The organism is Pseudomonas sp. SC11 (assembly GCF_047039205.1).
GTDB lineage: Bacteria > Pseudomonadota > Gammaproteobacteria > Pseudomonadales > Pseudomonadaceae > Aquipseudomonas > Aquipseudomonas boreofloridensis.
This window is the reverse complement of the sequence record NZ_CP178183.1, coordinates 3528845-3546638: the sequence shown is the minus strand read 5'-3', so window position 1 is coordinate 3546638 and position 17794 is coordinate 3528845. Positions and strand designations below refer to the sequence as shown.

Genomic DNA, 17794 nt, shown 5'->3' with positions numbered 1-17794 from the left:
GTGGCGTGTTGATCTGAATCAAGCGGCTGATGGCACTTTTGCCTGCGCGCTGCGCACTAAGGTCCAGGACAACCGAGGAATCCCCATGAATCAAACCGCTCTACAAAATCGGGCACTGGCCGTCTTGCTGGCGCTGGTGACCATCGCCTTCGTGTGGATTCTGTTGCCTTACTATGGCGCCATTTTCTGGGGCGTGATCCTCGGCATTCTGTTTGCGCCCTTGCAGCGCAATCTGCTTATTCGCTTCAACCGTCGGCGTAATCTGGCCGCGTGCGCGACGCTTGCCATCTGTTTGCTGATCGCGGTTCTGCCCGTTATTGTCATCAGCGCCTTGTTGGTGCAGGAGGGCGCGACGCTGTACCAGCGCATTGAAAGTGGCCAGTTGGACATCGCCGGTTACGTCGAGCGCGGTCGCGACATGCTGCCGCACTTCGCGCAGAACGGGCTGGACCGCCTGGGTGTCGGCAACCTCGACGGTCTGCGCGAGAAGATCACCCAATGGGCGACCCAGGGCAGCCGGTTCCTCGCCAGCCAGGCCTTCAGCTTTGGCCAGGGCACCTTCGATTTCCTGGTCAGCTTCGGCATCATGCTCTACCTGCTGTTCTTCTTCCTGCGCGAGGGGCCGGAGTTGGCGCGCAAGGTGCGTCAGGCTGTACCTCTGCCCGAGCAGCAGAAGCGCCGCCTGCAGCTGAAGTTCAACCGTGTAGTGCGTGCGACCGTCAAAGGCAACCTGCTGGTGGCGATCACCCAGGGCGCCCTGGGTGGTTTCATCTTCTGGGCGCTGGACATTCCCAGTGCGCTGGTCTGGGCGGTGTTGATGGCATTCCTTTCGCTGCTGCCTGCGGTGGGGGCTGGCATTGTCTGGGGGCCGGTTGCGGTGTACTTCCTGCTCACGGGCGCCATCTGGCAAGGGGTCGTACTGGCCGCATTCGGCACGCTGGTCATTGGGCTGGTGGACAATGTGCTGCGGCCGATCCTGGTGGGCAAGGACACCCGTATGCCTGACTACCTGATCCTGGTATCGACCCTCGGTGGGCTGGCGGTATTCGGGCTCAATGGTTTCGTGATCGGGCCACTGATCGCTGCCCTGTTCATCGCCAGTTGGACCATCTTCACCGAGACCACGCCACAGGTACAGTTGCCGTCGTGAGCCGAATCAGGACCGTTCCAGCGTAAAGAGCTGGAACAGCGCCTGGGTATGGGGGCATCGGGCGAGGGCGCCTGTCATGTTCAGACCCAGGCGCCTGGCTTCGGCTTTCATGGGAATCAGCACGGGCGTATGTCCGAACACAATCAGCAGTCCGCCGTACCGAACCAGAGGAACCAGGCGTTCGAACAAGTGCACAGCTTCATGCTGGCGCATGACTTCGGCATTGAGAAAACGCAGGACCAGGACATCGCATTGCCCGGGTGCAATTGCCGGGGTGACTGCATCGGTCAGTGCGAAGCGCAGATTAGGATGCACGTGCTGGACGCGTGCATGGTCGATCATGGCAGCCGAGATATCGCTTCCCAGACACTGCACGTGCGGCAAGCCTGCCGCGAGACTGGCGATGAACGTGCCGGTCGAGCACGCCGGATCGTAGACCACTGCCCCCGGTGCAAGGCGCTTCGACAGTAACCTGAGGCAGTGCTGCCGGAAATGCGTCTCCTGGGGATCCAGGTGGCGAGCCAGCCGTGGCGTGTCATCCCAGAACGACAAGGGTGCCACCTGCTCATTGCCGTGTTCGTCGAGCACAGGGAAGGGGAAGTGGACCGTTGCGTCGGGACTGCATGAAGCCTGGACGAAGACACGGTGCTTTTCTTCCAGACTCAGGGCGGTGTAGTGCAGGCGTAGGCAATGGTGGGTGTGTCTGGCCTTGAGTAAGGGGCCTAACAGCATCCTTGGGCTGAGGAGGCTACCCAGCGCGCCTGTTTCGTCCAACAGCTTGCGACCGAGGTAGTTGACGCCCTTCAGCTCAAGCACGAACAGGTTATTCAGGCCGTGCCCCATAGGCTCTTCGAAGCATGCTACGGTGCCTGGCTCGTGAGTGAAGGCCGGTAGGTGACGAGCTATCCAGCATTCGCGTTCGGCGTAGTGCTTTTGCATGACGGGACTCACCGTGTTCGGTTTTGTAGGGAACGGCCTCTGGGGCCGGGACAGACCACATTTCCGCTGCACACGAGATGAAAACGCTCAAGGCCGGGAATGGCCACGTTGACCAGGCTTATGCCGTTCTGGCCTCGAAAGACCTCGCAAACCCCGGCGTGTTGGCCATGCCTTCGCAGGTCCGCCCACAGCTGTGCTACCTGCTCACGGACCGTCGTGAAGGGGGGCGCTGGAGGTAGCGGCACGACTTCGCCGGCTGCTTGATGCACTGTGCCGAGGTCGAGTTGCAAGCACGCGTGCAAGCGCGGGAACGGGCGTAGCTGTTGCTCAGCCAGCGTCAGCTCGGCTTTGGCCTCTGCAACCTGGCTGTTGAGCTGGACCTGAACCAGCTCTGTGACTGCTCGGCGCACTGCATGCCAGGGGTCGAGCGATGCACCGGCACCAAACAAGGCGCCATGCAACGTCGTCTCCGTTGTGATGCGAAGTGCGAGGTAGGTGCGGCTGGCAAATTCGCTGCTGATGTCCAGCACTCGAATCTGCGCGTCAAGGCACTGCTCGGCTTGCCGCCACAGGTGGCCAAGGGCGCAGCTGGGGTCTGGTTTGCTGACCCAGCGCAGCAGCGAGGGCTGCCGATAGAAATAGTGACGTAGAAAAAACAGTGACAGCGCGTCGCGCTCGATGCTTTGGTTCAGCGCGTGTAGCACCGCCTCCAGGTAGGTCGCGCCGATGGCTGCACCGTCGTTACTGCTGTAGCGCCGCAGGCCGCGGTAGTCGAAGGTCTCGCCGGGTAGAGGGTGGTCGGCATGATCAGGCAAGCTGAGGGCAAGTGGATAGTCGAACAGCCATTCCCCGTCCAGATCATGGTAGGCCTGGCAAGCCAGTGTTTTTTCCGGCTGCTCGGCCAGCCAGGGCTGGAGTATGTCCTGCTGCAGCGCTGGCATGCGCGCCAAACGGGCAGCCACGCTGAGGTGGGTCGCGCGTACGTGGTGCTGCTCGAGGAAGTGTTCCAGCGCTTCGAAGCGTGCGCCAACCCGCGCTTCTGCCTCAAGACCTTTGCCGCAACCCTGGCTACTGGCGCCGCAGTGACGACTTAGGGTGACGCGTGCCGAGCCCACGTTGGTGCCGCTCCATTGCTCATGGACGCTGAGCGACAACTGCCGCAGTTGCTCGTCTATGCGCTGGCTGGCCAAGGTGAGAGGCAACTCCCGCTCAGCGACTTGTGTGATATCCATGGCGACTCCTGGGGGCAAGGCGGCTGGAGGGCCGCCTTGCAGGCAAGGTTATTCGCCTTTGAGCTCAACCTGCTCATGCTCGGCCAGTTGCAGGGCTTCGCGCTGCTCTGTGGCCTGTTCGACAGGTTGCTCGACGCGCTCGGCGTCCTGCTCGTTCAGCTTGTTGCTCAGACCACGAAAGAGATATCCCATGATGAAACTCCTAGAACAGTGAGTGTCTTTGGCGGTGCCGGATGGCCCGCAGACACAGTGTTTCCCAGTCATGTGCTGTGCTCATAGACGGCAACGGGCGGGGCGGCTGCGTGATGACACCAGGGGTCACAATTGCACCGCTTGACGACGGTTTTTCAAGCGGACGCGTTTAGGTGGGCAGACGTCGGCCGTTTCAAAGGCCTGTGCCGGTCGTTAACGGACAATCAGCGGAAAGAGCTTTCATTCGATGTTCGTAGGGTTCTTCCGTATAAACCGTCGAAATTGGAAATTTTGCCGTTGTTCATACAGCCTTTGAGGCCTGTTCCCAGCAATCAACGGCTGCATGAAGTGTTGGCAAGTGTCCGCTTCTTATTTCAAGGTGTAAGAAACACCCACGTAAGCGGCCAGCCCCTCGCCTGGCGTCGAGCGCGCCATGTCGTTGCCGCGGTCATCGAAGCCAGGTGTCACGGTGGCGGCGTAGCGCTGTCCGGTGAGGTTGCGCAGGTCGAGCCAGGTCTGCCAATCGCGTTTGGGCGAGTCCCACCCCAGCCGCGCGCCGAGCAGCGCGTAGGCATCGGCGTGGTAGCTGTTGGCATAGTCCACCTGTGTTTTGGAGGCGATCTGCGTATTGACGCCGACATTGAAGCCGTTCGGCCAGTCGTAGCGCAGTTCGGCCTGGTAGGCGTGCATGGGGATCCCGGGCAGGCGGTTGTCGCCGAAGCGGTCGTCGTCGCGGTAGTGGAAATCGCTGAAGGTGTAGGCCTGACGCAGCGACAACTTACCGGCACCGGGCCGCTGCCAAAGCAGGCTGTCCAGCCCGGCCTCGATCCCCTGATGCACTGTGGCGCTGGCGTTGAACTCTTTGAACGGCTGACCCGGGACGATTTCCACCGCCAGCAGTTCATGGCGGACCTGCGAGTAGTACCAGGCCAGCTCCCAGTGCCCCAGTGCGGCATCGCCGCGCGCGCCGAGTTCGAGGGTGGTGGCGGTCTGGTTCTGCAGCTTGATTGGCTGAGTCGCTACCGTCGAACTCCAGATCAGCGACCAGGGGTGCGGTGGCTCTACCGAGCGGCTGAGGTTACCGTAGACCTGGGTCTGTGGATCGATGTCGTAGCGCAGGCCCACGCGTGGCGCGTAGTCCCAGTCGTGCTGGCTGACCTTGCCGCCATTGGCCGGGTAGCTGACCGCGCTCTCCCGGCGGGTGTAGATCATCGCCAGGCCGGTGGTCAGCCACAGGTCGGGCAGCAGTTCCAGGTCGTTGCCTGCATGCAGGACGGTATCCGAGCCTTGGTAGCTGAAATCGCGGCTGCGTGGGCCGAAGACATCGCCGTTACGCACGAACTGCGACGCGCCGCTGTTGGGCAGATGCTTGGTGGTGCGCCAGCCGACGGTGGTTTTGCTGTCGAGGCCGAACAGTGTGTCGCGGCGCATGTAGTTGAGCGTACCGCTGACGTCGGTGTAGGCCACCTTCAGGCGCATCGGGCCTTCGCGCAGGTCCATGGGATAGTCGTGGTAGACCAGTCCCGCTTCCAGGCGTGAGTCGTCGTCGAGGAAGAAGGTGGTTTTATTGCCGACCCAGGTGCTACCCGGCTGAGGTCGACTGTCGTCGCGTGCCAGATAGCCCGGATTGGCGGCGCGCGGGTCGTGCTTGATCTGCGCCTTGGTCAGGCGTCCGGCCAGCTGGTTTTCGGTCTCCCGGTAGCGCAGGTAGAAGCGGGTCTGCAGGTTCGGGTTGAAGCGGTAGCCGATATTGGCGGCGATGCCTTTGGCGCTGCCGCTGCTGTGGCGTTGATAGCCATCGTAGTCGGCGTCGGTCAGGGCTACGTAGTAGTCCAGATCGCCCAGCACCTGTCCGGAACTGATGTGCCGGCGCTGATAGCCCCGGCTGCCGACCTCGTAGCGGACCTGCAGAGGCGCGGCATCCTGCCCGGTGTGGGTGACGTAATCGATCGCTCCGCCCAAGGCCAGGGCGCCTCGATCGAAACCGTTGGCCCCGCGCAGGACTTCGGCACGGCTGAGCCACAGCGGCTCGAACAGCTCATAGGGCGTACCGCCTGGCCCTGTGAGCGGCAAGCCGTCGAACATCGTGTAGACCCCAGAGCCGTGGGCGCCCGGTGCGCGATTGATGCCGGAGCCGCGAATCGACAGCTTGATGCCATCGTTGCCGGCCGACTGGGCGAACACGCCCGGTTGATAGGCCAGCACATCCTGGTTGCTGGCCACGCGCCCCTGGTCGACCCTGTCCATGTCCACCAGGTTGCTGGCACCGGGGATCTCGTGCAGGCGTGCGGCGGCATCCTGCAGCTCGGCGTGCTCCTGGTCCTGGATCAGCACCTGGCCCAGCTCGATGGGCTCCGCGGCCTGGGCGGTGGCGCTGACCCACAGGGCCAGCAGGGAAAGGGGAAGAGTCTGACGCATGGGCAAGGGGTTTCCAGAACGAAGGCGGGGTTGTGACGCTGCAACTGGAGGACGAAGCACAGTCGGCGATCTGCAGGGCGCGCCACATGAACCTGCGTGGTAGCCTTGGCCGGTTAACGCCGTTTCGGACGCCCCATGGCCAACCACAAGATCGAGATCCGCCGTCGCAACATCGAGAAGATTCTCCAGGCCGCCGAGCAGGTATTCGCCGAGCAAGGCTACGGCGTCACGTCCATGGCCGATATCGCCGAGCGTGCGCAGTTGCCGCGCTCGAACCTGCACTACTACTTCAATACCAAGGACGAGCTGTACCGCGCGGTGCTGCAGGACTTGCTGGAGGTGTGGAAGCAGGATGCGCTGTGCTTCGAGCGTTTCGACGACCCGCGCGTTGTGCTGACCAGCTACATCCGCGCCAAGATGGGCCACTCGCGTTCGCGTCCGCTGGGTTCGAAAGTCTGGGCCGAGGAAATCCTGCATGGGGCGCCGCTGCTAGGTGACAGCCTGGGCGATTCGCTGGTGCCGTGGGCACAGCTCAAGCAAGCCAAGATTCGCCGATGGGTGGAGCAGGGGCTCATTCTGCCGGTGGAGCCGTCGGCGTTGCTCTACATGATCTGGGCCTCGACTCAGCATTACGCCGACTTCGGCTATCAGGTGGCGTTGCTCAACGACGGCGAGCCGCTCTCGGACATGGCCTTCGAGCGGTCCGTGCAAACGGTGACTGGCGTGATTCTGCGGGGGATCGGTCTGGAGCCCTAGCGGTGAAGGTCACTGAAGTCGCACCTGCACTGGGCGGCCCGCCCCTGTAACTTGACGGAGCGGGCTCATTTGCAGGGTGAGCGATGTCAGCTCGCTTCACGGTAGGGGTTGCGTGGATCCTGGGTCCAGTTCAAGTACGGTTTGCCGGTGTCCTGGGCGACCATCTCGATGCAGTCCTGCACCGGGCAGGTGATCTGGCACAGGTTGCAGCCGACGCATTCTTCCTCGATCACGCTGTAGGTGTGAGTACCGTCAGCCTGCAGGGTACTGGCGATGGCTTGGTGCGAAGTGTCTTCGCAGGCGATATGACAGCGTCCGCAGCCAATGCAGGCCGACTGATCGATGTGCGCCACCGACTTGTAGTTGATGTCCAGGTACTTCCAGTCGGTGGTGTGGGCCACCGCCTGACCCCGGAAGGCCTCCAAATTGCGGTGTCCCTGCTGGTCCATCCAGCGCGCCAGACCGTCCTGCAGGTCTTCGACGATACGAAAGCCATGCAGCATCGCGGCCGTGCACACCTGCACCGCGCCGCTGCCCAGGGCGATGAACTCGGCGGCGTCTCGCCAGGTGCCGATGCCACCGATACCACAGATGGGCAGGCCACGGGTTTCGGGGTCGCGGGCGATTTCGGCGACCATGTTCAGCGCGATCGGCTTGACCGCCGAACCACAGTAGCCGCCGTGAGTGCTCTGATCGCCGACGATGGGGTGAGCGACCATGCGTTCCAGGTCAACGCTGGTGATCGAATTGATGGTGTTGATCAGCGACACCGCATCCGCGCCCCCGCGATGGGCCGCCCGCGCCGACTGACGAATGTCGGTGATGTTGGGGGTGAGCTTGACGATCACCGGCAGTGAGCAATAGGTCTTGCACCAGCGTGTGACCATTTCCACATACTCAGGCACCTGGCCGACCGCCGCGCCCATGCCGCGCTCGGGCATGCCATGGGGGCAGCCGAAATTCAGCTCGATGCCGTCGGCGCCGGTCGCCTCCACCAGCGGCAGGATGAACTTCCAGCTCTCTTCCTCGCACGGCACCATCAGCGAGACGACCAGCGCACGGTCCGGCCAGTCCTTCTTCACCTGGGTGATCTCACGCAGGTTGACCTCCAGCGAACGGTCGGTGATCAGCTCGATGTTGTTGATGCCCTGCACCAGACGGTTGGCGCCGAAGTGCGCGGAGTAGCGCGACGACACGTTGACTGCAGCGGGGTCTTCGCCAAGCGTCTTCCACACTACGCCGCCCCAACCGGCCTCGAAGGCGCGGATCACGTTGTAGGCTTTGTCGGTGGGCGGCGCGGAGGCCAGCCAGAACGGGTTAGGCGCCTTGATGCCGGCGAATTCGATGGACAAGTCGGCCATTTACGCAGCCTCCACGTTGAGCATGAGTTGGGCATGGATGGCTTCGGCGGCCAGCTTGCCATGTTGCACGGCCTGGACGGTGAGGTCCTGGCCCAGCGCGGTGCAGTCGCCGCCGGCATAGACGCCAGGCAGGCTGGTGCACATCTGCGCGTCGACGCGAATGCGCTCGCCGTCGCGTGCCAGCTGCGCGGCAATCGGGTCGGCCAGGCCGGCGTGGTCGAACCCTTGGCCGATGGCCTTGAAGATCGCATCTGCGGCCAACTCGAAGGTCTCGTCGGTGTCGGTCAGACGGCCTTCGACCAACGCGGTGCGAACGAAACGCATGCCCCGGACCCGGCCCTGTTCGTCGAGCAGCACGGCCTCGGGACGCGCCCAGGTGTGCAGTCGTACTTGGTCGGCCTTGGCAATGGCCTGTTCGTGGTCGGTGGCCCCCATGTCGGCGACGCCGCGGCGGTATACCAGGTTGACGTCGCGCGCGCCCAGCCGGCTCATCTGTACGGCCATGTCGATGGCGGTGTTGCCGGCGCCGATCACCAGACAGCGCTCGGCCAGAGGCAGTTGGCTGAGATCGTCGGTCTGACGCAGTTCACGAATGTAGTCGGTGGCGGCGAGCATGCCCGGCGCATCTTCATCGGCCAGGCCAAGTTCGCGCACGGCGTTCAGGCCGAGGCCGAGGAATACCGCGTCGTATTGCTCGCGTAATTCGCCCAGGTTCAGGTTGTCCCCGAGACGCTGCCCGTGGCGGATTTCTATACCGCCTACGCCAAGCAGAAACTGCACTTCGCGCTGGGTGTAGTCATCGACCAGCTTGTAGCGGGCGATGCCGTACTCATTCAGCCCACCGGCTTTTTCGCGGGCCTCGAACACCACGACCTCATGCCCGTGCAGCGCCAGACGATGCGCGCAGGACAGTCCTGCAGGACCGGCGCCGACCACGGCGATGCGTTTGCCGGTGGCCGGCGAGCGCTGGAACGGATGGGCGGCGAAGTGGGCGTTGTCCAGCGCATAGCGTTGCAACTGGCCGATCAACACGGGCGCGCATTCCTGGGCGTTGTTGCGCACGCAAGCCTGCTGACACAGGATTTCCGTGGGGCAAACCCGCGCGCAACTGCCGCCGAGAATGTTGGCCGAGAGAATTCGCTCGGCGGCGCCCTGGAGGTTGTCGTCGCTGATGCGGTGGATGAACGACGGAATGTCGATCTCGCTCGGGCAAGCGTTGACGCACGGTGCGTCGTAGCAGTACAGGCAGCGCGCGCTTTCCACGGCGGCCTGGCGCGCAGTCAGGGGCGGGGCGAGGTCGCTGAAGGCGGTATCGAGCTGGTCGGCGCCGGCTCTGGGACGTGGTAGGTGGTTCAGGGTGTCGATCACGGTTGTAGCCTCTCTCTTTTCTTATGGGTACAGGCGGCGGTTACTCGCCCGTCCGTTCAGGGGATGGCAGTCAACAGGTGTTTCTGAGTCGTTATTGTCGGACGCTGCAGGTCAGCCCTGCGGCTTCAGCGCTGAACCGGCGTCGGCCGCCGTTGTTCGGCTCGCCGACCCAGTACCTCGTACACCGAGGGGTAGGCCGGTCGTTCCACGTAGCGGCCCGCACCTGGTTCGGCGCGCAGATCGCCGTCGGCCCAGAGCACCCGGCCCTGGCTGATGGTGTGGCTGGGGATGCCGCGCACGGTGCGGCCTTCGAAGATGTTGAAGTCGACCTTCTGGTGGTGGGTAGTGGCCGAAATGGTACGGGTGCCCTCAGGATCCCACAGCACCAGGTCGGCGTCGGCGCCAACGCGGATCGCGCCTTTGCGCGGGAACAGGTTGAAGATCTTCGCCGTATTGGTGGAGGTGAGGGCGACGAACTCGTGCATCGACAGACGACCGCTGTTGACCCCGGCATCCCACAACACCGCCATGCGGTCCTCGATACCCGCGGTACCGTTGGGGATGCGACTGAAGTCGTCGCGGCCCATGGCTTTCTGCTCGGCACAGAAGCAGCAGTGGTCGGTGGCGGTGGTATGCAGGTTGCCCGACTGCAAGCCGCGCCACAGTGCTTCCTGATGTTCGCGGGGGCGGAAGGGTGGGCTCATCACATAGCCGGCGGCTGTGTGCCAATCAGGGTCACGGTAGACGCTGTCGTCGATCAGCAAGTGGCCCGGCAGCACTTCGCCGTACACCGGCTGACCCTTGGCGCGGGCATAGGCGATTTCGTCCAGCGCCTCCTGGCTGGAGATGTGCACCAGGTACAGCGGCGTGCCCAAGGTCTCGGCGATGCGGATCGCGCGGCTGGCCGCTTCGCCCTCCACCTGCGCCGGACGTGACAGCGGGTGCGCCTCGGGGCCGGTGATGCCTTGGGCCAGCAGCTTGTTCTGCAGGTGGAACACCAGTTCACCGTTCTCTGCATGTACGGTCGGCACGGCGCCCAGTTGCAGACAGCGCTCGAAGCTGGCCACCAGGGTGTCATCGGCGGCCATGATGGCGTTCTTGTAGGCCATGAAGTGCTTGAAGCTGTTCACGCCATGCCGAGCGACCAGTTCACCCATTTCTTCGGCGACCTGCTCGCTCCACCAGGTGATCGCGACGTGGAAACCGTAGTCGCTGGCCGACTTTTGTGCCCAGCCGCGCCACGTGTGGAAGGCCTCGAGCAGCGATTGCTGCGGGTTGGGGATGACGAAGTCGATGATCGAGGTGGTGCCGCCAGCCAAGCCTGCGGCGGTGCCGCTGAAGAAATCTTCACTGGCCACGGTGCCCATGAACGGCAATTGCATGTGGGTGTGGGGGTCGATGCCGCCGGGCATCAGGTACTGGCCGCTGCCGTCGAGAATCTGGCAACCGCCGGGGGCTTCGAGGTCTTGGCCGACGGCGCGGATCAGACCATCAGCACACAGGACATCAGCGCGAAAGCTTTCTTCGTGGGTGACCACGGTGGCGCCACGGATCAACAGGGACATGCCGTCTTCCTCGCAGGCTGACCGGTCGTTTTGCCGGTTCTTGAAATTGTGAGTGCCAGCGTTTCGAGGGTGCAGAGCAATCCTGTCACGCATGACAAGATTGGAATCTAGATGCTGATCGTCGTTTGATCAAGAAAATAATTTATAAGCTTATTCGGTTGATAACTTATTGAAAAATAACAATAAAAAGCATAAATCCCCAATCTGGGGCACGTTCTCACCATTTTGACGCACTTGACAAGATCGAAATCTGGTCAAGATTTTCCATGCGAAATCAGCCGTTTGAAACCTGGCAGGTCGGTGCGAACCACACCGAAAAAAAACCAGGCTGCACCAGGGTGATACCGGTGTAGGGGCCAGGGCCGGCCCGAGACGAGCGTATCGACAGAACCCGGTAACCCCGGTGTCGTCGAGCGTCGTCGATCAATGCCTTGCAGATCAGTGAATTACCTCCAGTTGGCAGTGGCCGAGCGTGGTGCCCCCGCCTGTTCGGCACGCATCTTGACTGCGGCCCCACCGCCAGGCCGGACCGGAGGTGCAGTACTGGTGATGTGTTTACTCCGGCCATCGAATCAGCCGATGAGCGAATAACTAGAACAATTCTGGAGAAGGCCCCATGCAACAGAGCAGATCGCAGGTGATCGAACATCACGGGCTGTACGAACTGGCAGCCGGTAGCGATGTACTCGACAGCCCCCGTTATAACCACGACATCGCACCGACCCAGGTGCACCAGCGCACCTGGAACAAATGGCACATCACCGCCCTATGGGTCGGCATGTCCATCTGTGTCCCGACCTACACCCTGGGTGGGGTGCTGACGGCCTATTTCGGTCTGAGCGTTGGCGAGGCGTTGCTGGCAATCCTGCTGGCCAACCTCATCGTGCTGATTCCGCTCACACTCAATGCGTTTCCCGGAACCAAGTACGGCATTCCGTTTCCGGTGCTGTTGCGTTCTTCGTTCGGCATCCTCGGCTCCAACGTGCCGTGCCTGATTCGGGCGGTGGTGGCCTGCGGCTGGTTCGGCATCCAGACCTTGTTCGGTGGCCTGGCCATCCACCTGCTGCTTGGCTCGCTGTTCGAGGGCTGGAAGAGCCTGGGCGGCACGGGTGAGGTGATCGGGTTCATGCTGTTCTGGTCGCTGAACCTATGGGTGGTGCTGCGCGGTGCCGAGTCGATCAAGCTGCTCGAAACCCTGGCGGCACCGCTGTTGGTTGCCGTAGGGGTGGGGCTGCTGGTGTGGGCCTTGCCGCACATGTCCATGAGCGAACTGTTGGCCCAGCCGCCGAAGCGTCCGGAGGGCGCCAGCGTAGTGGGATACTTCTGCGCCGGACTCACCGCCATGGTCGGCTTCTGGGCCACCTTGTCACTGAACATCCCCGACTTCAGCCGCTACGCCCGCAGCCAGAAAGACCAAGTACTGGGGCAGATATTCGGCCTGCCGCTGACGATGTTCCTGTTCGCCTCGCTGGGGGTGATCATGACCGCCGCCTCCGCTTCCTTGGTGGGGGAGACGGTGTCCGACCCGGTGACCCTGATCGGCAAGATCCAGAGCCCTGGTTGGGTGGCGGTGGCCATGACCCTGATCGTGCTGGCGACCCTGGCCACCAACACCGCTGCCAACGTGGTGTCGCCCACCAACGACTTTCAGAACATTGCTCCGCGCCTGATCGGTCGCAGCCGCGCGGTCTGGCTCACCGGGTTGATCGGCCTGGCGCTGATGGCCCACGAACTGTTCAAGAAGCTGGGCTGGATCGTCTCCGATATCAGCTTGGAGACGGTCTATTCCAACTGGCTGCTGGGCTATTCGAGCCTGCTCGGGCCTATCGCCGGCATCATGGTGGTGGACTACTTCCTGGTGCGTCGGCAACGCCTGGACCTGGCCGGACTGTACCGCGATGACGTGTACCCCGCATGGAACCGTGCCGGCTTTCTGGCCTTCGCGGTGCCCGTGGCGCTGACCCTGATGTCGATCGGCAACAGCCGCTTCAGTTGGTTCTACGACTACGGCTGGTTCACCGGATCGCTGCTCGGTGCCGGCCTGTACTACGCCCTGGGCCGAGTCGCGGTGCGTGGGCCGGCGCCGCTGGTCAAGCCACTGCCTTGAACCCTGAGAACAAGAAAACGCCTGAGGAGACTTGCGATGAAACCGATCGAGCATGTGCTGAATTCCACCGACCGCCATGTCGACAGCGCCCGTTTGTGGCAGTCGCTGATGGACCTTGCACGCCTGGGCGCAACGCCCAAGGGCGGGGTCTGTCGGCTGGCGCTGACCGACCTCGACCGCCAGGCCCGTGACCTGTTCGTGCAGTGGTGCGAAGCCGCCGGCTGCAGCGTCAGCGTCGATGCGGTGGGCAACGTATTCGCCCGGCGTCCCGGGCGTAACCCAGACCTGCCGCCGGTGATGACCGGCAGTCACATCGATACCCAACCCACCGGCGGCAAGTTCGATGGCTGCTTCGGGGTGATGGCGGGCCTGGAGGTCATCCGTACCTTGAACGACTTGGGCGTGGAAACCGAGGCGCCTCTGGAGGTGGTGGTCTGGACCAACGAAGAGGGCTCGCGCTTCGCGCCCTGCATGATGGGTTCGGGGGTCTTCGCCGGCAAGTTCACCCTGCAGGAAACGCTGGCCAAACGCGATGTCGAGGGTGTCAGCGTCGGCGAGGCGTTGCAGGCGATCGGCTACGCCGGATCGCGTGCGGTGCTGGGGCATCCGGTGGGCGCCTACTTCGAGGCGCATATCGAGCAGGGCCCGATTCTGGAAGACGAGCACAAGACCCTCGGTGTGGTGCTCGGCGCCCTGGGGCAGAAGTGGTTCGACCTGAGCCTGCGCGGCGTCGAGGCGCATGCCGGGCCGACGCCGATGCACCTGCGCAAGGATGCATTGTTGGGGGCGGCGGCAGTGGTCGAGGCCGTCAACCGCGCCGCCCTGGGTCACCAGCCGCATGCCTGTGGCACGGTCGGCTGTCTGCAAGCCTACCCAGGCTCGCGCAACGTGATTCCGGGTGAAGTGCGCATGACCTTGGACTTCCGTCATCTGCAGGGCGAGCGGCTGGACGCGATGATCGCCGAGGTGCGCGAAGTCATCGAGCGCACGTGCGAGAAACACGGGCTGAGCTTCGAGCTGACGCCGACCGCCGACTTCCCGGCGCTGTATTTCGACAAGGGCTGTGTCGATGCGGTGCGTGAGTCGGCGAAAAGCCTGGGCCTGTCGCACATGGATATCGTCAGCGGGGCAGGGCACGACGCGATCTTCCTGGCCGAACTCGGCCCGGCGGGGATGATCTTCGTGCCGTGCGAGAACGGCATCAGCCACAACGAGATCGAGAACGCTGCGCCCGAAGATCTGGCAGCCGGTTGCGCCGTGCTGCTGCGGTCAATGCTGGCGGCGTCGCAGGCGATCGCCCTGGGGCGCAAGGCAGCCTGAGGCCTCCCGGAGGATGGGGTCGCCCAGCGGCCCCAGAATGACGGTGTGGGCGGCTGGATGAAGATCAGTACATGGTCACAAGATCGTCATATTGGCTTACCTATGATCGCGCCATCCTCCACCGCGCCAGGGCCTCACCTTGCCCACACATCATTCATCCTCATCCGACAAAACTCGCCCATTGGCAGGCGCCGCGCACGGTGCCCAGGAAACCGAGCTGCATGGCCTGCTTTGCGGTTTCGTGTTCCGTCCCGGCGAGCCAGGACGCGAGATCGACGCCAATCAGGCCATGCATCTGATGCAGGAGGACGACGACTCCGAGCATTTTCTCTGGCTGCACCTGAATCTTGCTCACGCTTCGTGCGAACGCTGGATGCGCAGCAACCTGGCGTTGCCGGAGACGTTTTTCGAGACCCTGCGCGAGGGCTCTCGCTCCACGCGCATCGAGCACACCGATGCGGCCTTGCTGGCCGTGGTCAATGACGTGGTGTTCAGCTTCGGACGGGTGTCCTCCGAGGTGTCGACATTGTGGGCCTGCGCGCGCCGTCGGCTGTTGGTCAGTGCGCGCCTGCATCCGCTGCAGTCGGTAGATACCTTGCGCTCGTCGGTCAAGCGCGGCGAGCGTTTCGACTCGACCGTCGAGTTGCTGATTCATTTGTTGGGCGATCAGGGCGACCTGCTCACCCAGGTGGTGCGTGAAACCACCTTGCATGTGGACCGTATCGAGGATCAGTTGCTGTCCCAGCGCCTGGGTGTCAACCGCGCCGAGCTCAGTACCCTGCGTCGGGCGCTGGTGCGGTTGCAGCGGCTGCTGGCGCTAGAACCTGGCTCATTGCTGCGGCTGCTCAACCGGCCGCCGGAGTGGTTGCGCGAGCAGGACATGCGGCAGTTGCGTGCGGCCACCGAGGAGTTTGCGGTGATCATCAACGACCTCACCGCGCTGGTGGAGCGCATCAAGCTGTTGCAGGAAGAAATCGCGGCCAAGCTGACCGAGGACAACAACCGCACGCTGTTCACTTTGACGGTGGTAACCGTGCTGGCGCTGCCGATCAACATCATCGCCGGCTTCTTCGGTATGAACGTCGGCGGCATTCCGCTGGCCGACGATCCCAATGGATTCTGGGTGCTGGTGGCGCTGGTGTTCACTTTCACGGTGCTGGCCGGGCGCTGGGCATTTCGCAAGCGTGGCGATTACTGACGCCCGGCCACGCGGGTTCAGATCACGCCGCAGGCCATGCGGTCGCCGCCACCGCCCAAGGGCATGGGCATGTCGGCATGGTTGTCGCCGCCAGCATGGACCATCAGGGCCTTGCCTTTGATCTCGGAAATTTTCTTGATGCGCGGTGCCAACACTGGATAGGTGGCGTTGCCATCGGTGGTCACATACAGCGCCGGCAAATCGCCGAGGTGGCCGTCGCCGTAGGGGCCCAGGTGCTTGCCGGTCTTGGCCGGATCGAAGTGCCCGCCAGCGGCCAGTGCGGCGACCTTCTTGCCATCCTTGACCCCAGCATCGCAACTGCCGTTCTCGTGCACGTGAAAGCCGTGGATGCCAGCGGGCAGCTTGCTCAGTTGAGGCGTGAAGATCAGGCCGTAGGCCGATTCGCTGATGGTCACCTGGCCGATCGGCTGTGGCGCACCGTCAGCGCTGACCAGGTTGATCGGCACCTCCACGGAGGCGGCATGGGCGCCGAGGGAGAGGCTGGCGAGTAGACCGAGGAGCAGCGTGCGTTTCATAGCGTTTTTCTCTTGTGGGTCGTTTGAATGAAGGCCATTGCAAGCTAGGACCGCCGTAACAGCCTAGTCGTTTCCGCGGCCCTGTCGCGTAGGACGAAGCCAACGTCGTTCAAACGAGAGAAAACCTGAGGAAGTGGGCTGACAGGCCCGGGACGGGCGGGCCTGTCAGCAAGTGTTTCAAAGCATGTCGTTCAATGGCTATCCGGCGTAACGGCGCTCTGCTTAGCGGCTGCTGCTCGCGACGCGGGTGTGACGCAAGGTTGGCAAGAGGAAGGCGATGGCCAGTACGCAAGCACCGATCAGCAGCACGAAGCCACCGTCCCAACCGAAGTGATCGACGGTGTAGCCCATCGCTGCGCTGGCGGCGACCGAGCCGCCCAGATAGCCGAACAGGCCGGTGAAGCCGGCGGCGGTGCCGGCGGCTTTCTTCGGCGCCAGTTCCAGCGCTTGCAGGCCGATGAGCATGACCGGGCCGTAGATCAGGAAACCGATGGATACCAGCGCGATCATGTCGACGGTAGGATTGCCCGGTGGATTGAGCCAGTACACCAGGGTGGCCATGGTCACCAGCGCCATGAACACGATACCGGTCAGGCCACGGTTGCCCCGGAAGATCTTGTCCGACATCCAGCCGCACAGGAGGGTGCCCGGAATGCCTGCCCATTCGTAGAAGAAGTAGGCCCAGGAGGTCTTGTCGACGGTGAAGTGCTTCGCTTCCTTGAGGTAGGTCGGCGCCCAGTCGAGCACACCGTAGCGCAGCAGGTAGACGAACACGTTGGCCAGGGCGATGTACCAGAGCATCTTGTTGCGCAGCACATACTTGACGAAGATCTGCTTGGCGCTGAATTCCTGCTCGTGGCTGGCATCGTAGCCTTCGGGGTAATCGTTCTTGTATTCCTCGATCGGCGGCAGGCCCACCGACTGCGGCGTGTCGCGCATGGTGGCAAAGGCGAACACGGCCACCAGCACGGCGACGGCCGCGGGTACGTAGAAGGCCGCATGCCAGTCGTTGGTCCAGCCCAGGCCCAGGATGAACAGTGGACCGATCAGGCCGCCGCCGACGTTGTGCGCCACGTTCCACACCGACACCACACCGCCACGTTCCTTTTGCGACCACCAGTGCACCATGGTGCGGCCACTGGGCGGCCAACCCATGCCTTGGGCCCAGCCGTTGATGAACAGCAGCACGAACATGATGGTCACGCTGGAGGTGGCCCAGTGTGCGAAACCGAACACGAACATCACCGCGGCCGACACCAGCAGGCCGAAGGGCAGGAAATAGCGGGGGTTGGAGCGGTCGGACACCAGCCCCATGAGGAATTTGGAAAGGCCATAGGCGATGGCGATGGCGGAGATCGCCACACCCAATTGACCACGGGTATAGCCCTGCTCTTCGATCAGGTAGGGCATGGCCAGGGAGAAGTTCTTGCGCAGCAGGTAGTAACCGGCGTAGCCGATGAAGATACCGGCGAAGATCTGCCAGCGCAGGCGGCGGTAAGTACTGTCGACTTGATCGGCGGGCAGTGGCGCCCGGTGTGCGGCAGGGCGGAAGAAGGCAAGCATGGGAAGCTCCAGCGTTGTTGTTTTATCTGCGAAAACGAATATTACATTTTCGTTACAGAAAACAGTACTGCGGCGCTGGCATAACCTGT

General features: G+C 63.1%; 14 protein-coding genes. 5 read left to right on the top strand and 9 right to left on the bottom strand.

What is annotated here, in order from left to right; all coding sequences use genetic code 11:
* Nucleotides 1–85 precede the first annotated feature (85 nt).
* Entirely contained in the window at nucleotides 86–1150 is a 1065-nt protein-coding gene (locus ACK2SD_RS15830; RefSeq protein WP_029613120.1) for an AI-2E family transporter, read from the top strand.
* A gap of 6 nt (nucleotides 1151–1156) precedes the next feature.
* Here ACK2SD_RS15830 and ACK2SD_RS15825 read toward each other — a convergent pair whose 3' ends face one another.
* From ACK2SD_RS15825 to ACK2SD_RS15810, 4 genes are all read right to left on the bottom strand, one after another.
* Entirely contained in the window at nucleotides 1157–2089 is a 933-nt protein-coding gene (locus ACK2SD_RS15825) for a class I SAM-dependent methyltransferase (protein WP_412460271.1), read from the bottom strand.
* Nucleotides 2090–2097: 8 nt separating this feature from the next.
* Nucleotides 2098–3279 carry a YcaO-like family protein gene (locus ACK2SD_RS15820; RefSeq protein WP_412460270.1) on the bottom strand — a complete coding sequence of 394 codons (1182 nt, stop codon included), beginning with the start codon at nucleotides 3277–3279 and terminating at the stop codon, nucleotides 2098–2100.
* 90 nt (nucleotides 3280–3369) lie between these two features.
* On the bottom strand, nucleotides 3370–3513 hold the full coding sequence (locus ACK2SD_RS15815) for a hypothetical protein (protein ID WP_155290516.1): 144 nt from the start codon (nucleotides 3511–3513) through the stop codon (nucleotides 3370–3372).
* A gap of 369 nt (nucleotides 3514–3882) precedes the next feature.
* The gene (locus ACK2SD_RS15810; protein WP_412460269.1) at nucleotides 3883–5931 is read right to left on the bottom strand and encodes a TonB-dependent receptor family protein; all 2049 of its coding nucleotides are present in this window, start codon (nucleotides 5929–5931) and stop codon (nucleotides 3883–3885) included.
* 135 nt (nucleotides 5932–6066) lie between these two features.
* Between ACK2SD_RS15810 and ACK2SD_RS15805 the strand changes: the two genes are divergently transcribed.
* Complete coding sequence (locus ACK2SD_RS15805; protein WP_295487784.1) at nucleotides 6067–6687, top strand: TetR/AcrR family transcriptional regulator; 621 nt, start codon at nucleotides 6067–6069, stop codon at nucleotides 6685–6687.
* Nucleotides 6688–6773: 86 nt separating this feature from the next.
* Here ACK2SD_RS15805 and preA read toward each other — a convergent pair whose 3' ends face one another.
* From preA to hydA, 3 genes are all read right to left on the bottom strand, one after another.
* Nucleotides 6774–8048: an NAD-dependent dihydropyrimidine dehydrogenase subunit PreA gene (gene preA, locus ACK2SD_RS15800; protein ID WP_412460268.1), complete on the bottom strand. Its 1275-nt coding sequence runs from the start codon at nucleotides 8046–8048 to the stop codon at nucleotides 6774–6776.
* Entirely contained in the window at nucleotides 8049–9416 is a 1368-nt protein-coding gene (locus ACK2SD_RS15795; RefSeq protein WP_412460267.1) for an NAD(P)-dependent oxidoreductase, read from the bottom strand. It abuts the gene before it with no gap.
* Between the two features lie 125 nt (nucleotides 9417–9541).
* Nucleotides 9542–10981 carry a dihydropyrimidinase gene (gene hydA / locus ACK2SD_RS15790; RefSeq protein WP_039576834.1) on the bottom strand — a complete coding sequence of 480 codons (1440 nt, stop codon included), beginning with the start codon at nucleotides 10979–10981 and terminating at the stop codon, nucleotides 9542–9544.
* A 616-nt stretch (nucleotides 10982–11597) separates the two neighbouring features.
* On the opposite strand from hydA, the gene ACK2SD_RS15785 reads away from it, so the two are divergent.
* The 3 genes from ACK2SD_RS15785 (at nucleotide 11598) to ACK2SD_RS15775 (ending at nucleotide 15606) form a co-directional block, all read left to right on the top strand.
* On the top strand, nucleotides 11598–13088 hold the full coding sequence (locus ACK2SD_RS15785; RefSeq protein WP_039576836.1) for an NCS1 family nucleobase:cation symporter-1: 1491 nt from the start codon (nucleotides 11598–11600) through the stop codon (nucleotides 13086–13088).
* Nucleotides 13089–13124: 36 nt separating this feature from the next.
* Entirely contained in the window at nucleotides 13125–14408 is a 1284-nt protein-coding gene (locus ACK2SD_RS15780; RefSeq protein WP_412460266.1) for a Zn-dependent hydrolase, read from the top strand.
* A 181-nt stretch (nucleotides 14409–14589) separates the two neighbouring features.
* Nucleotides 14590–15606: a CorA family divalent cation transporter gene (locus ACK2SD_RS15775; RefSeq protein WP_029613126.1), complete on the top strand. Its 1017-nt coding sequence runs from the start codon at nucleotides 14590–14592 to the stop codon at nucleotides 15604–15606.
* 17 nt (nucleotides 15607–15623) lie between these two features.
* Here ACK2SD_RS15775 and sodC read toward each other — a convergent pair whose 3' ends face one another.
* Both sodC and glpT read right to left on the bottom strand, forming a co-directional pair.
* Nucleotides 15624–16142: a superoxide dismutase family protein gene (gene sodC, locus ACK2SD_RS15770; RefSeq protein WP_039576844.1), complete on the bottom strand. Its 519-nt coding sequence runs from the start codon at nucleotides 16140–16142 to the stop codon at nucleotides 15624–15626.
* A 222-nt stretch (nucleotides 16143–16364) separates the two neighbouring features.
* Nucleotides 16365–17705 carry a glycerol-3-phosphate transporter gene (gene glpT, locus ACK2SD_RS15765; protein ID WP_412460265.1) on the bottom strand — a complete coding sequence of 447 codons (1341 nt, stop codon included), beginning with the start codon at nucleotides 17703–17705 and terminating at the stop codon, nucleotides 16365–16367.
* Between the last annotated feature and the right edge of the window lie 89 nt (nucleotides 17706–17794).

Bases quoted from the DNA above. Each gene is read 5' to 3' on its own strand.
- ACK2SD_RS15830 (WP_029613120.1), top strand. From the start codon at position 86: ATGAATCAAACCGCTCTACAAAATCGGGCACTGGCCGTCTTGCTGGCG.
- ACK2SD_RS15825 (WP_412460271.1), bottom strand. From the start codon at position 2,089: ATGCAAAAGCACTACGCCGAACGCGAATGCTGGATAGCTCGTCACCTA.
- ACK2SD_RS15815 (WP_155290516.1), bottom strand. From the start codon at position 3,513: ATGGGATATCTCTTTCGTGGTCTGAGCAACAAGCTGAACGAGCAGGAC.
- ACK2SD_RS15810 (WP_412460269.1), bottom strand. From the start codon at position 5,931: ATGCGTCAGACTCTTCCCCTTTCCCTGCTGGCCCTGTGGGTCAGCGCC.
- ACK2SD_RS15805 (WP_295487784.1), top strand. From the start codon at position 6,067: ATGGCCAACCACAAGATCGAGATCCGCCGTCGCAACATCGAGAAGATT.
- preA (WP_412460268.1), bottom strand. From the start codon at position 8,048: ATGGCCGACTTGTCCATCGAATTCGCCGGCATCAAGGCGCCTAACCCG.
- hydA (WP_039576834.1), bottom strand. From the start codon at position 10,981: ATGTCCCTGTTGATCCGTGGCGCCACCGTGGTCACCCACGAAGAAAGC.
- ACK2SD_RS15785 (WP_039576836.1), top strand. From the start codon at position 11,598: ATGCAACAGAGCAGATCGCAGGTGATCGAACATCACGGGCTGTACGAA.
- ACK2SD_RS15780 (WP_412460266.1), top strand. From the start codon at position 13,125: ATGAAACCGATCGAGCATGTGCTGAATTCCACCGACCGCCATGTCGAC.
- sodC (WP_039576844.1), bottom strand. From the start codon at position 16,142: ATGAAACGCACGCTGCTCCTCGGTCTACTCGCCAGCCTCTCCCTCGGC.
- glpT (WP_412460265.1), bottom strand. From the start codon at position 17,705: ATGCTTGCCTTCTTCCGCCCTGCCGCACACCGGGCGCCACTGCCCGCC.